Genomic DNA, 13,783 nt, shown 5'->3' on the forward strand with positions numbered 1-13,783 from the left:
TAAGGCATGAAATGTCGTGGCGATTGGCGTTTCGCTAGAATGAACGACATCTCAATATTGCCGCGCGCGACCGAAACAATGCATGCAATCGACACATCCGCAATCAAAGGCTGGCACGCGCATATTTATTTCGATGCCGCGAGCCGCGACGCGGCCTGGGCAATTCGGGAGGTCATCTCGACGCACTTTGCGGCGGAACTTGAAACCGGCAAGCTTATGTTGGGACGCTTTCATGAACGTCCGGTTGGACCGCACCCGATGTGGTCGTTTCAACTCGGCTTCGGTCGCGAAGATCTCGTGCCGATTTTCGAATGGCTCACCTTGAATCACGGCGCGCTCGATGTTTTCATGCATCCGAATACCGAGGACGAATTGCGCGATCATCGCGATTCCGCGGTGTGGATTGGCCGATCGCATCAATTGCGGCTGGAAGGCTGGAAATAAATGAAAAAAGGGCGGAGTGGTCCGCCCTTTCTCGTTGCTTGAAAACGCTCAAGCTTTTTTGACGCTCGTTCCCTTCGACGACACAACCCGCACTGCGCCCTGCGTCGCGACGCTCGCATCGGTTTCTGCCGCTTCCACCACCTGACGCGCGGACTTTCTCGCCGCTTCGTAAGCCGAATTTGCAGATTCCGTTGCGGCGTCGATAGCCGACTTCCACGCATTCACCACCGCTTCGCTGCCGGCTGGCGCGCTGCTCGCAAGCGTGCTGACAAGCGCCTGCGCGTTGCGCTGCGACTTCTCCAACTGGCCCTGTGCCGCTTCCACATAAACGCCGCGCACGCCTGCCGCGATTTCGTGGAAGCTCTGCCAGTAAGCCGCGACGCGTTGAGCGCTGGCCTGCGATTGCTGGCTTTGCAAAGCAAAGAACTCTTTCGGATCGCGTACGGAAAACACACGAGCAACGAAGTTCTGATGTTCATCCAGCGCCGTCTTGAACGTGCGCGTGTTCAGGTCGATTAGTTTTTCGAAACCTTCCACGGCTCGTGTAGCGAGACCGAAGCTAGCGTCGAACCCTGCTTTCTGTGACGCGATGAGGTTTTCAGGCGCAAGACTGCTCATGCTGGACTCCATTGGACATTGCGTTTTGAAAGACGATCGATTTGTGCGGTGCAGCGAACGCTCTATTGTAGGGATAGCGCGAGGCGTGTCAATTGACTTTTTTTATTAACCGATGGCGATTTAAATTCGTATCCGAAGAAAGTCAAGTTTCAATCGCGTCTGATTATCTCGCCGATTTTGAACTAGGCGGATAATACGAACGGACCACTTAATCGCGGGAAAACAAGAACGAACGGGCGTGCTTAAGATATCTCCCGTATGCCTGCTCAAGGTAAACCACGAGTAACAACCCGCGCATAACGTTGTTTCCCCTACTTGACGCTCTGAGGCTATCTTGAAAAAATCTCGCACTGCAACAAACGGCGTCCGCGCGTGAACATCGAAAGGACTTTTTCCTGTCACCGTCGCGTCACCGTGATTATCTAGCATGCGAACTTGCGCTAAAGAGCCGGCGCTGAACGGCAGTAGTTATAAATCGAGAGAACGGACAGAAAATGGGGCGACATTCCCAAACCATCGGACACCTTGAACGTAGTCACGAAGATAACGCGCTGCGCCGCGCCATTGCCGCGCGGCTCGATCGGGCGATGCAGAAAGCCAACGTCAGTTCCGCCAAGGCCGCGGACTGGCTCGACGTAACCGAGCACGACGTGCATTTCTGGCGGCGCGGCATCACGGTGCCGCCGCTGCATGCGTTCAACCGTATTGCCAGGCAACTGGACATCGACGTGCACTGGCTTTGCACAGGCCAGGCGCAGCAAATACAGCAAGCGCAAGTCGCGGGCTAAGCGTTTAGGGCGTCGAATCCGGCAACACTGCCGGTTTGCGCCCATGCATGAGCACGGTTCCAATACCGCTTGCGGCGATCACGCACATGCCGATAGCCATCCATCGGTCAGGCACCTGACCGAATAATATCCAGCTGAAAAAGGCCGCGAAAGCAAGTTGGGAATAGGAAAAGGGCGTCAGCACCGACAGTGCCGCGCGCCTGAGCGCCTGCAACATCAAAAGCTGGCCGATGGTCGCCATCGTTGCCATGAGCGCGACGAGCAGCCAGCTTTTCCATTCCACGAGCGCCAGTTCGGGCAGCATTTGCGACTGATCCATCCACATCAACGTGCACAGCACGATGGTTGCGACGAGCGCCGTCAGAAAGTTGGTGGTGACGGCGTCATCGACGCGCGACAGATGGCTCGATACCACCTGAAAGCACGCAAACGTCGTGGCCGCACCGATCGGAAAGACAACCGTCCACGTGAATTGGCTGCCACCCGGCCGCACCACCAGCAACATGCCGATGAACCCGAGCACGACCATCGCCCATTTGCTGCGCGGGACATGGTCCTTGAGCACGAGTGCGGCGAGCAGGGTGGAGATGAGCGGCGCGAGCATCGCAAGGGATGTCGTCACGGGAAGCGGCAGATGTCGCAAGCCAGCGAAAGTACACGCCGAGTTGGTGAGCAGCAGTAAAGCGCGAACGATCTGCAGCTTCAGGCTGTCGGTGCGAAAGAGCTTGAGCGTGCCGAGCCGCGCTTGCCACACGCCGAGCACGATCATCTGGAATAGATAGCGCACCCAAAGAAGCGCCAGTATGGGAACCGCCGTGCCGATGACCTTGACGGTGGAATCGCTCGCGGCGAAGGTAGCGGTCGTCAAGACCATGATCGCGATGCCGGCTACCGTGTTATCGGTATCAATGCGGAAACGCGCTTTGCCCTCAATGGTTGCCATGGGTGTCCGTTGTTCGCCTGATCGCAGGCGCGCCTCGAAAAAGGCTGCGCTCCGTCGGGCGGTCTCTTATGGATGACGGCGTTTTAAGCCGTTGCTTCCATTTTGCGGACGTCGACCGCTCGTGGCAAGCCGACAGTAATCTTCTTTTCCGTCGTGTTGTGCTCAGGTCACGGCGCGTCGACAAATGAACTAGACGGTTCGAACAAAGCACGCGCGCACTTTTTCGGGACGCGAAGGCGCTCGGTGCGCGTGGCCATCGTTTCTCAAAAGTCTCGCCGATATGTCTCGAAATCGAATCTGGTCCGTCTATAAACCCATCCAGCAGAGTTCAAGAAAGCGAACCGCTGAATTTCGGCAATCTCGAATTGTCCGGTCGCCGCGTCTCTTATTCTGAGGGTGAAGCTTTATTGAGTTAGCTCCGAAAAAAATGGATGGCGTTTTTGAGAATTAGATTAGATCAATCCTAGCTCTGCCTGCTTATTATTCTCTCAACGCCACGCACCTTGAACGACGCAAGCAGCAACTTGTCGATGGCCGCGTCAAGCGTCAGACATTCATTATTCGTTTCCCGGAGTTTCTTCATGCAGAAAGCTATTTCCCTCAGCGCCGCACTCTTCTCGATGATGGTCGCACTTGCGTCGATGAACGCCAACGCCGCCGACGGCACGATCACCATCAACGGCGCGGTGTCGGATACGACCTGCTCGATCAATGGCACGGCTGCCGGTTCGTCGGCAAACGTGACGGCTACGTTGCCGACCGTTTCCGCAAGCGCGCTTGCGTCGGCTGGCGCCACGGCGGGCGTTTCCAAGCTCGGCGACATCCAGTTGCAATTGACCGGCTGCACGGGCTCGGCCACCAAGGCAGTGGCGCACTTCGAGAACGGTTCCACCGTTGACCAAAGCAGCGGCAATCTGATCAATCAGGCGCTGACGCAGCCGGCGACCAACGTGCAAGTGCGTCTCTTGAACTCGCAAATGCAGCCGATCAATATCCTCACCAACGCCAATAACGATGTCGCGGTCAACGGCGCATCGATCTCGGCCGGCGCGGGCAATCTCAACTACTTCGCGCAGTACTACGCGACGGGTCAGGCTCAGCCGGGCGCGGTCAACACGATGGTCCAGTACTCCATTCAGTATCAGTAAAGCCATCGATGCAGGGTCCGGGCGCGCCACGTTTTGATTCGGCAAGCGTCCGGTTGCAGTGAATGACATCAACCGTCGAGTGATGGCCGCAATGAAATCGATGAAACGATCGCTCGCCATGGCAGGTCTCCTTGCCGCGATGGTCGCGGGCTCCGCGCACGCCAGTGTGACAATCGGCGCGACGCGCGTGGTGTATCCGCTGGATCAGCGTGAAGTCACCGTGAAGCTGAACAACGACAGCTCGCACCCGGCGCTCGTGCAGGTCTGGATGGATAGCGGCAACGCCGACACCAAGCCCGCCGACAGCAAGACGCCCTTCGTGATCACGCCACCCATCTTTCGGATGGATGCGGGCAAGTCGCAGACATTGCGCGTCATGTATGGCGGCGAAGCGTTGCCGCAGGATCGCGAGTCGGTGTTCTGGCTCAACGTGCTCGACGTGCCGCCCAAGGCGGAGGTGAAAGCCGATGTCAACACGCTGCAACTGGCGTATCGCACGCGCATCAAGATGTTCGTGCGCCCGGCGAAGCTGTCCGGCAAGCCCGAGGATTCACCGCGCATGCTCAAGTGGAAAGTCGTGCCCGCGCGGCAAGGCGGTGGCGACGCGCTCTCCATTACGAATCCGAGCGCGTATCACGTTTCGTTCAGCGAGATCGGCGTGACATCGAACGGGCGCACCTTCAAGAACGAAACCGGCGGCATGGTTCCGCCGCGTGGCGATGCAGTCATCCCCGTGCCGAAGATGAGCGACGTGCATGGCGGCAAGATCCATTACATCGCCATCAGCGATTACGGCGGCGCCATCGAAGGCGATGCCGAACTCGCGCCTTGATCGGAAGCCCATTCGGGCAGACCTCCAGCGACCTATCGCAACGTCTCGAAATTAACAGCGCGCATCTTGTTCGATGCGCGCTTTTCTTTTGTTTACATGGTGTTTCGCGTCTCAAAAATAGAACTCGTCCTAGCTACTTTCATCTCGTTAATTCGTAGCATCGGTGGATCGGCAAATGTCTCGCGCCTCATGCACCAGGCTATCTCCATGCAATCGTCGCAATCATGTCAGCAGCGGATTTCCAACGGCTTTACAGCATCTTCGTTCGTGCTGCGACCGGTTGCGGCGATCGTGTTATGCGCCTTTGGCATGGCTGCCTGGATGCATCCGGTAAGCGCGCTCGCGAACGAACCGAAGAAGGCAGCCGAATTCGATACGACGTTCCTGCAAATGGATTCGACAAGCGGCGTCGACGTCGCGCGTTTCTCGCGCGGTAACGTGGTATCTCCGGGCGCGTATGCAGTCGACATCGTGGTCAACGGCAACCGTGTCGCGCGCGAGGACGTGCGCTTCAATGCCTCGCATGTTGGAGAAAACGCGACGCCCTGCCTCACGCGCAAGATGCTCGAAGTCTATGGTCTGGACTTCACGAAGCTCGCAGCCGATCATGCCGCCGACACTGCATCGGCCGATGCGAATGCATGCGTCGAGCTGACCTCGCTCGTACCCGATGCCTCCGTCAGCTTCGACTTCGCCGAGCAGACGCTAACGTTGTCGATCCCGCAAAAGTATCTGCGCAATGCGGCTCGCGGCTATGTGTCGCCCGAATTGTGGGACAACGGCGTGAACGCCGGCTTTCTCAGCTACAACGCCAATGCGTACCGCAGCGACAGCGGCGGCATGCACGCCACGCAGGAATACCTCGGCCTCAACGCGGGCGTGAACATCGGCGGATGGCACTTTCGGCATCAATCGTCGATCACGTCCGGCACAGGCCAGGCGACCCAGTTCGACGACATCGCGACCTATGTCCAGCACGACGTGCCGAAGTTCAAGGCGCAAGCGACGCTCGGCGACGCGCAGACCACCGGCGAGGTGTTCGACAGCATTGCGTTTCGCGGCGCGCAGATCGCCACCGACGACCGCATGTTGCCTGAATCGCTGCGCGGCTATGCGCCTGTGGTGCGCGGCACGGCGGAATCGAATGCGCGCGTGACGGTGCGTCAGAACGGCCAGGTGATCTATGAGACGAGCGTGTCGCCGGGACCGTTCGAGATTCGCGATCTGTACGCCACCGGTTACGGCGGCAATCTGGACGTCACCGTTACCGAAGCCGATGGCCGCGCGAAACATTTCGAAGTGCCGTACGCATCGGTGGCACAGTCGCTGCGCGCGGGCACGACGCGCTTCGCCGTCACGGCCGGCCAGTTGCGCGATGAGTCGTTGCACACGAAACCGGGCTTTGCGCAATTCACGTTGCAACGCGGGCTGACCAATCAGGTCACGCTGTACGGCGGCGCGATTGCATCGGAAGGCTATGTCGCGGCTAATTTCGGCGCCGCGCTCAACACGAAGTTCGGCGCTTTCGCGACCGACATCACCTCCGCGCGCACGCAAGTCCCGGGCGCTTCCATGCAGAAAGGGCGCAGTCTGCACGTGGGCTACAACAAGTTTATCGATCCGACCGGCACCAACTTCACTTTTGGCGCGTATCGCTACTCGGACGCGGGCTATCTCAATCTGAGCGATGCCGCCCGCGTTCGCGACGAAGCCATGTTCGGCGGCACGCCCACCGATCGGAACCGCGGCCGCCTGCAGGTGAGCATCAATCAGCCGTTGAAGGATCACGGTTCGGTGTTTCTGACGACATCGGCGCAAAGCTACTGGAATCGGCCGGGGCGCGACGTGTTCTATCAGGCGGGTTACTCGAACAGTTTCAAGTACGGCACTTACAGCATTACGGCGGGCCGCTCGACCGACGCGGACGGCACGCCTTCGAACCAGATCATGGTCAGCACGACGATCCCGCTCGGTCATTCGCAACACTCGCCACAACTGACGACGAATCTGAGCGCGAGCAACGGCTCGGCTAGCGTGCAGACGAGTCTGAGCGGCAACGCGGGCGCCGAGAATCAGTATTCATACAACGTCTACGGCTCAGGCGGTCAGAGCGCGAGTTCATCGGCGAACATGAACGCTGGCGCGAGCGGCGCGTATCACGGCGCGCATGGACAGGTCACGGCATCCGCGAGTGCGGGAGCCAATTCTTCGCAGGTGTCGGCGGGCGTGAGCGGTTCGATCGTCGCGCACCCCGGCGGCGTGACGTTCTCGCAGACGGTCGGCGACACTTTCGGAATCGTCGAGGCAAAGGGCGCGGAAGGCGCGAGCGTGTCGAGCGCGAGTGGCGTGAAGGTCGATTCGCATGGCTACGCGGTCGTGCCGTATCTCACGCCATACGACATGAACAGCGTCGATATCGATCCGAAGGGCACGTCGACCGATGTCGAGTTTGCATCGACGTCCGAGAAGTCGGCGCCGCATCTCGGTTCCATCGTCATGTTGAAATACAAGACGGTGACGGGACGCGCAGCGCTGATTCGCGCGCCGCGTCTGAATGGCGAAGCGTTGCCATTCGGCGCGGAAGTCGTGGATGGCGAAGGCCGCGTGGCGGGCGTCGTCGCGCAGGACAGCCGCATTTTCGCGCGCGGTATTGACGAGAAAGGCACGCTCGTAGTGAAGTGGGGCGATCACGTGGGCGAACAATGCAGCGTCGATTATTCGTTGCCTGCGAAGAGCGGCAAGGCGGACGCGGGGTATGCATCGATCGAAGCGCATTGCTTGCCGCGCACGGTGATGGCGGCAAATGCGTTCTGACGTGAACGTGCAAGTTGGAGGAGCTTGCAACGGCGACCGGGCCTCCGAGAATCCGGCGCGCCTGAAAGCCCGAGCCGTTTGAAGTTGCCAACCCGAACCCGTCTTAATTTCAATTCGCACCTTTGCACGCGGGCATTTACCGCCTAGAGTTAAAGTAGATTCTCAACTCTCTGGGAGGTGGGCATGAGAACCGGACCAAGGCAAATGGTGCGCTTGCTGGCGACGCTCCGGCATGCCGCGCACTGCAGGGCGTTACGCGCGGCGGCCGCGCACGAAGCTCAAGGTCGGGAAGAAGCCGATAAAGAAGCCAAGGAGGCCGAAGACAAAGAGCGCAATGCGGTCGCGCCGGATTCCTCGAAACTCCATCGGCGAATACATTGATTTGATTCAGACGCGCGCCGCGTTTCGATAGGGCGAAAAGCGCCAATGGCCCGCCGGGTCTTTCACCGCGACGGCCCCATGTTCGTGCAGAACTTCGCTGACCGAAGCAGGTTTGATGTCATCCGAGATGCGAATTACGAGTAACGTGCGCTCGCGCATTTCCGGCAATTGCGGCACATCATCTATTTTTCTCGCCGCAGGCTCGTTCGGCACGAAGCGGTTGTGCGCGCCGACTACACCCTGATGTTCACCGTGCGCGACGTATTCCGCGTCGTCTTCACTGTGGGCAGGAAGCGGGAAGGCACCGATTTCGACGTCGTCGTGGCCCGAACGATATAAGTGCGTATCGTCGCGGCTCAACCCCGCAAGTTGCAAGGCGCGCAGTGCTTCGTGCCCATCACGATAACAAGCGAACACACCAACTATGACTTGATTCATCGTCGCTTCCTCCAAAGGCATGCGATTGAGCAAGCCTCAAGCAACTGATTGTTGGACACGCAATGCCGCGTTTGATTCGAATTCGATTTGGCGGCATGCACGAGACTTATTCTTCATATGAAGGCAGCAATGGGCGTTCCCGCATGACAAATCGAAAGCCTCACGGGCGGTCATACTCGGGACCGTCCGGGTTGCGACCCTAAGCGTCATCGCATAAAGTGTGTGGGCTTGGAAAGCGGTACTCATGCGTCACGCGACGCGCCCTTGACGAGGTTTGATGATGGCGAATGCCCGCGTATGCATGCTTCTGCTGTGCGCGATTGCTGCTGGCCCGGTTTGCGCGGCGTCTTGTTATAGCGATGGCGACGTCGTGACACTCGAAGGCACGGCCGCACGCCAGGCGCCACGACAAGCCGAAGCCGACGCCAAGCCAGCATGGGTGCTTACGCTCGCGCGCCCCATATGCGTGCTGAGCCAGGCTTCGGGACAAGCCGCGCCACAACAGTCGAATGTATCGACGGTGCAGGTCATCGACGCCATACCGACTGAGAATGCACGCATCCGTCTAACCGGCAAGCTCGTCACCGGCAATGTGAGCGCCTATTATGCGGTGCCGACCGCCATCTGGGTGCTGAAGGAACGCGTGATAACCAACGGCGAGTGAAGCGCCTCAAGCGGCTTTTGCGAGGCAGCGCGAATATTCGGCGACGACGAACTGCAACGGCAGGTTGTCGAGCTTGCGTTCTTCGGCGAAGCGCACGATGGCATCGAGTTGCTGGCCGGTGCATCGAAATGCTTGGCGGCGCGGCGCGCAATACGTCTTATTGTTCGTGGTCATGGCAATCCTCTTTCCTGGTTTCTTGAACCTGGACCTTCCCCCGACAGGGGCAGGTCGTCCGACGGTTTAACCGTGGGTGCGCCTGCTCTTTGGTCGCTACGCGTATTTAGCCGCAGCGCCGCCTGGACCACCGCCTGTTGGCGCACATAGTCATCGATGGTCGTTGTGTCTAGCGCAAACGGTGGGCCCGAGCAGTTACGCTGGATGGGTTTGCGCACAGAGAAAGCGCGCTGAAGGGAAGAGAGACTTGCCTTGCCGTAAGCTGCAACATGGCGAGCGGCGCCGGTTCGCCGCCCGCGGACCTTCGTTTAGCCGTGTTGCTCGACGGGCGTCACATCGAGTTCGAGTTTCTGCGTGTTGCGCAGTACCGATACCTTGACCGCTTTGTCGATACGCGAAGCATCGAGCGTGCGTTGAAGTCCATCGACGCTATCGACGCCGACATCGTCCACCGCGACGATCCGGTCGCCCACCTGCAAACCGCCGAGCGCAGCCGGGCTGCCCTTGACGATCTCCATCACATGCACGCCGCTCGTCACCGTCAGCGCGAAGAAGCGTTGCACGCGCCGCGAGATGGGCGTCGTCGTGCCCGCCACGCCAATATAAGCGCGCCGCACGCGGCCATGCGCGAAAATCTGCATGATCGCCCACTTGGCCGTATCGATTGCCGTGGCAAAGGAAATGGCTTGCGCGCCGGAAATGATCGCCGTGTTGACGCCGATCACCTGTCCCGCCGAATTGATGAGTGGTCCGCCCGAATTGCCGGGATTGAGCGCCGCGTCCGTCTGAATGACGTCGTAGATCATGCGGCCTGACGTGGAGCGCAACGAACGCCCGAGCGCGGACACCACGCCCGTGGTGACGGTCTGCGCAAGCCCAAGCGGATTGCCGACCGCGATGGCGATCTGCCCGACGCGCAAGCTGCCCGAATCGCCGAGTTCGACGTGCGGCAGCGGCTCCGGCGAACCGATACGCAGCACTGCGAGATCGCTGCCCGGATCGTCGCCGACGAGATCGGCGTGAAAGCGGCCGCCATCGGCGAGCGTGACGGTGATCCGCGTCGCGCCATGCACGACGTGGCTATTGGTCAGTAAATAGCCATCCGGCGTGAAGATGAAGCCCGAACCGGTGCCGCCGGCCACGCGCCGCGCGCCGTTATGGTCGATATCGCGCTCGACCGAGATGAAAACCACCGCCTGTTGCACGCGTTCGAGCGCGCCGATCACGGTGCGCGAATAGGCATCGAGCAGAGCGGTATCGTCGAGCGTCAGGGCGTTCGGCGAAGGTGTGGCGTCCTGCGCACCGCGCGCAAGATCGTCGATGAATTGAGGTCGGCTTCCCATTGCTGGACTCCAGATGAACGTCTGGAAGCGGACATGCGGGGCAAGCCCGCGCTTTTCAAGATGGCGTTGCTCAGGGCGCGCGCGTGGCTCGTGCAAGCAAGGCCATCGGGCCGAGCGATTCGACGATCAGGCGCTGTGCGTCGTCGCGCACGAATAGCGAGCCCGCGAAGCCGAGCGCGTTCACCGCGACGCCTTCGACGTGCGACACGCCGCGCGGCACGACGAGCATCCAGCGCCGCGTGACGAGCAGGTTGTAAGGCGCCGATTGATGCGTGCTGCCGGCGACATCGAGCGCTTTCACGCCGATGGCATCGAGTAGTTCGAGATAGATTTCGTGGATGCGTGCCGGCCCGGTTTGAACACCGAGGTCGAGCCACGCGGCGGCATGCGCGAAACCAAGACCGGGCGCACGAAAGACGCCTTCGCCGCGCGCCGCTTCGATGAGTGCTTCGATTGGCAACGCGTGACCATCGAGCGGCAGCGGCACCATCTGCAGATGCTTATGCGGCTGACTCGATCCCGCGACCGAGCCGCCGTTATAGAAACCCAGGCCATCGAACTGCGCAAGGCATGCAAAGAGCGCGGCGAAGTCGTCGGCGCAAAGCAGCGCTTCCTGAGGTTCGAACGCGCTCGTCACGACGAGCAGATGATGCGCGAGCACGTTGAATTTATTGAGCAAGAGAAAGTGCCGCTCGCCTATATCGCCGACGAAGAGCGCTTCCTCGCACGGCGAAAAGGGATCGCGCCACGGGCTCGCGGCATCGGCGATGGATTTGGCGGCGAGCTTCGAGTGTTCTTCCTTCCGGGCGAGATTCGCGACTTGCCGGACGAGAAAACGCACGCCGCCGTCTTCAATGACGTGCTGCACGGTATCGAAGGAACGCAACGCGCCGCATGACAGTGCTTGAGTAGTGCGCGCCACGACGGTTTGCCAAGAAGGCGCATTCGAAGGAAAGAGAGTTTTCATTGGCACTTGGAACTCGCTTCAATGATTTTCTAATTGCCTGTTAGCAGTTGAATGGAACGCTTGATGCAAATAGGCAGTTAAACATTCTTGAAGGCAATTAAAATAAAAAAACTCGAATTGTTAGGATTATTCGGCGTGTATTTTTGCTGTTTGAATCTATAAAATTTCCTTACCTTGTTCACCGACATTCGAACTGACTTCACAACTCAAGTTGAATGTGAGGGCAAGTAGGGGTTCATCTATTCAGAAGATATCGGATTACTTTGGTGCTCCGTAATTTTCTAGTGGGTGATTAATTTAAATCTTGTGTTTTGAAGAGGTATAAAAATGCAAAAGATCGATCGCGCCATGCTCGTTCAGGCCAACATCGCTGGCGGTACCGCTAAGGGTGGGGCTGATTCGTCGTCGAGCACCTCGGTGACTATCAACATTAGCGCCGGCCAATAAGTACTGAGTCTGGCGAGACCAATGCCGCAAATTGTAGCAACAGCGGGACAATCTGCACATTGATCAAGTCGGCTTCAATCATCTCGTAAGTCAGTTTTATTCATCCTGTATCAAGGAATTATTATGCAAAAGATCGATCGCGCAGCACTCGTGTACTCCAACATCGCCGGCGGCGACGCTAAGGGTTCGACTTCGTCCAGCTCGACCTCGACGGTCAACATCACGATCACGGCATAAGCGTTCACGCTTACTGCTTCTGATTGTGACGCAGCAAGGGCTGCGCTGTGAGCGCGCCCTTGCTGTAATGATTCAACTTCACGGTTACCACCTGCGCGATACTACTCGCGCCACGCCTCACCCTTGCCGAATTCAAATCGTTCAAGCGTAGCCGCGTGCATTTCAATGCTGTACCCCGGCTTTTGAGGCGGCATATATCGGCCGTTTTTGATTACGACAGGATCAAGAAAATGCTCATGCAAATGATCGACATATTCGAGCACCCGGTTAGAAAGCGAAGCCGACACGCAGATGTAATCGAAGATCGAAATATGCTGCACGTATTCGCAGAGGCCGACACCACCTGCATGCGGACAAACCGGCACCCCGGCCTTCGCGGCCATCAGCAGCACCACGAGCACTTCGTTCAGGCCGCCTAGCCGGCAACTGTCGATCTGGCAGAAGTCGATAGCCTGCGCTTGCAACAACTGCTTGAAGATCACGCGGTTCTGACAATGTTCGCCGGTTGCAACGCCAATCGGCGCGACACGGCGACGAATGGCGGCGTGACCGAGCACGTCGTCGGGGCTGGTCGGTTCTTCGATCCACCACGGGTCGAACTCCGCGAGCCGGCGCATGTTCGCAATGGCTTCATCCACTTCCCAGACCTGATTGGCATCCATCATCAGTTTGCGGTGCGGACCAATCTCCTCACGGAGAATGCGCGCGCGTCGAATGTCTTCGTCAATACTGCCACCCACTTTCTGCTTGAAGTGAGTCCAACCTTCGGCAACGCCTTCGCGTGCCAAACGGCGAATCTTGTCGTCGTCGTAACCGAGCCATCCTGCGGACGTGGTGTACGCCGGAAATCCCTGCGCGAGCATTTCCTGTTCGCGTTGGCCTCGCGTTTCTTGATTGCGCTTGAGCAAGGCGAGCGCTTCGGAAGGCGTGATCGCGTCGGTGACATAGCGGAAGTCGAGGCATCGCACGAGTTCTTCCGGGCTCATGTCCGCGAGCAGCTTCCACACCGGCTTCTTTTCCGACTTGGCCCACAAGTCCCAGACGGCATTGACCACCGCCGCGGTCGCGAGATGAATAGCGCCCTTGTCCGGACCGATCCAGCGAAGTTGGCTATCGCCCGTGAAGGTTCGCCAGAAGCCGCCCATGTCCGCGGCAATGTCTTCGAGCCGCTTGCCGACGACGAGCGGGGCCAGCGCATGCACCGCCGCGACGACGATTTCCGTGCCGCGTCCGATGGTGAAGGTGAGGCCATGACCGGCTAAGTCCGGCGTATCGGTTTCGAGGATCACATAGGCGGCCGAATAGTCGGGCGCGGCGTTCATCGCGTCGGAGCCGTCGAGCGAGCGCGAGGTGGGAAAGCGAATGTCTCGTACCGTGAGATTCTTGATCGTGGTCATGCGTGTCTCCTCAAAAGTGGTTGTGACGGCCAACGGAGCGTTCGCGCGGGAAGCTAGGCGTATGCCGAAGCCACCCGGTCCGCTAGCATGTTAGAGGCAAATCGCGCGCGACGTCGGAAGGCCGCGTTACCGCAAAGGACGAATCGGT

Annotated in this window: 13 protein-coding genes; 6 read left to right on the forward strand and 7 right to left on the reverse strand. The window is 59.2% G+C overall.

Annotated features, from left to right (window positions below):
• Positions 1 to 78: 78 nt before the first annotated feature.
• Positions 79 to 444 carry a DOPA 4,5-dioxygenase family protein gene (locus tag QCE79_RS26260; RefSeq protein ID WP_309850595.1) on the forward strand — a complete coding sequence of 122 codons (366 nt, stop codon included), beginning with the start codon at positions 79 to 81 and terminating at the stop codon, positions 442 to 444.
• Between the two features lie 48 nt (positions 445 to 492).
• Here the strand turns inward: QCE79_RS26260 and QCE79_RS26265 are convergent, their stop codons facing one another.
• A complete protein-coding gene (locus QCE79_RS26265; protein WP_309848846.1) occupies positions 493 to 1,062 on the reverse strand; it encodes a phasin family protein in 570 nt (189 codons plus the stop codon).
• A 494-nt stretch (positions 1,063 to 1,556) separates the two neighbouring features.
• On the opposite strand from QCE79_RS26265, the gene QCE79_RS26270 reads away from it, so the two are divergent.
• Entirely contained in the window at positions 1,557 to 1,850 is a 294-nt protein-coding gene (locus QCE79_RS26270; protein WP_250493529.1) for a helix-turn-helix domain-containing protein, read from the forward strand.
• A gap of 4 nt (positions 1,851 to 1,854) precedes the next feature.
• On the opposite strand, the gene QCE79_RS26275 is transcribed toward QCE79_RS26270, so the two are convergent.
• A complete protein-coding gene (locus tag QCE79_RS26275; RefSeq protein ID WP_309848850.1) occupies positions 1,855 to 2,793 on the reverse strand; it encodes a DMT family transporter in 939 nt (312 codons plus the stop codon).
• A gap of 581 nt (positions 2,794 to 3,374) precedes the next feature.
• On the opposite strand from QCE79_RS26275, the gene QCE79_RS26280 reads away from it, so the two are divergent.
• The 3 genes from QCE79_RS26280 (at position 3,375) to QCE79_RS26290 (ending at position 7,587) form a co-directional block, all read left to right on the forward strand.
• Positions 3,375 to 3,941 (forward strand): fimbrial protein, encoded by a 567-nt coding sequence (locus QCE79_RS26280; RefSeq protein WP_250493527.1) that lies wholly within the window; start codon positions 3,375 to 3,377, stop codon positions 3,939 to 3,941.
• Positions 3,942 to 4,059: 118 nt separating this feature from the next.
• A complete protein-coding gene (locus QCE79_RS26285) occupies positions 4,060 to 4,773 on the forward strand; it encodes a molecular chaperone (protein ID WP_250467309.1) in 714 nt (237 codons plus the stop codon).
• A gap of 309 nt (positions 4,774 to 5,082) precedes the next feature.
• The gene (locus QCE79_RS26290) at positions 5,083 to 7,587 is read left to right on the forward strand and encodes a fimbria/pilus outer membrane usher protein (RefSeq protein ID WP_309848852.1); all 2,505 of its coding nucleotides are present in this window, start codon (positions 5,083 to 5,085) and stop codon (positions 7,585 to 7,587) included.
• A 387-nt stretch (positions 7,588 to 7,974) separates the two neighbouring features.
• Here the strand turns inward: QCE79_RS26290 and QCE79_RS26295 are convergent, their stop codons facing one another.
• Positions 7,975 to 8,421, reverse strand: coding sequence for a hypothetical protein (locus QCE79_RS26295; protein ID WP_250526809.1), 447 nt, complete (start codon positions 8,419 to 8,421; stop codon positions 7,975 to 7,977).
• Positions 8,422 to 8,683: 262 nt separating this feature from the next.
• Between QCE79_RS26295 and QCE79_RS26300 the strand changes: the two genes are divergently transcribed.
• Positions 8,684 to 9,070 carry a hypothetical protein gene (locus QCE79_RS26300; RefSeq protein ID WP_250526808.1) on the forward strand — a complete coding sequence of 129 codons (387 nt, stop codon included), beginning with the start codon at positions 8,684 to 8,686 and terminating at the stop codon, positions 9,068 to 9,070.
• Between the two features lie 6 nt (positions 9,071 to 9,076).
• On the opposite strand, the gene QCE79_RS26305 is transcribed toward QCE79_RS26300, so the two are convergent.
• From QCE79_RS26305 to QCE79_RS26320, 4 genes are all read right to left on the reverse strand, one after another.
• On the reverse strand, positions 9,077 to 9,244 hold the full coding sequence (locus tag QCE79_RS26305; protein WP_244829441.1) for a hypothetical protein: 168 nt from the start codon (positions 9,242 to 9,244) through the stop codon (positions 9,077 to 9,079).
• A 308-nt stretch (positions 9,245 to 9,552) separates the two neighbouring features.
• Positions 9,553 to 10,587 carry a S1C family serine protease gene (locus QCE79_RS26310; RefSeq protein ID WP_244829442.1) on the reverse strand — a complete coding sequence of 345 codons (1,035 nt, stop codon included), beginning with the start codon at positions 10,585 to 10,587 and terminating at the stop codon, positions 9,553 to 9,555.
• Between the two features lie 70 nt (positions 10,588 to 10,657).
• Positions 10,658 to 11,554 carry a DUF4922 domain-containing protein gene (locus QCE79_RS26315; RefSeq protein WP_309848858.1) on the reverse strand — a complete coding sequence of 299 codons (897 nt, stop codon included), beginning with the start codon at positions 11,552 to 11,554 and terminating at the stop codon, positions 10,658 to 10,660.
• A gap of 785 nt (positions 11,555 to 12,339) precedes the next feature.
• Positions 12,340 to 13,635, reverse strand: a complete 1,296-nt coding sequence (locus QCE79_RS26320) for an L-fuconate dehydratase (RefSeq protein ID WP_250467303.1) — start codon at positions 13,633 to 13,635, stop codon at positions 12,340 to 12,342.
• Positions 13,636 to 13,783: the final 148 nt, after the last annotated feature.

The sequence above is a fragment of the Caballeronia sp. LZ003 genome, assembly GCF_031451465.1.
Classification (GTDB): domain Bacteria; phylum Pseudomonadota; class Gammaproteobacteria; order Burkholderiales; family Burkholderiaceae; genus Caballeronia.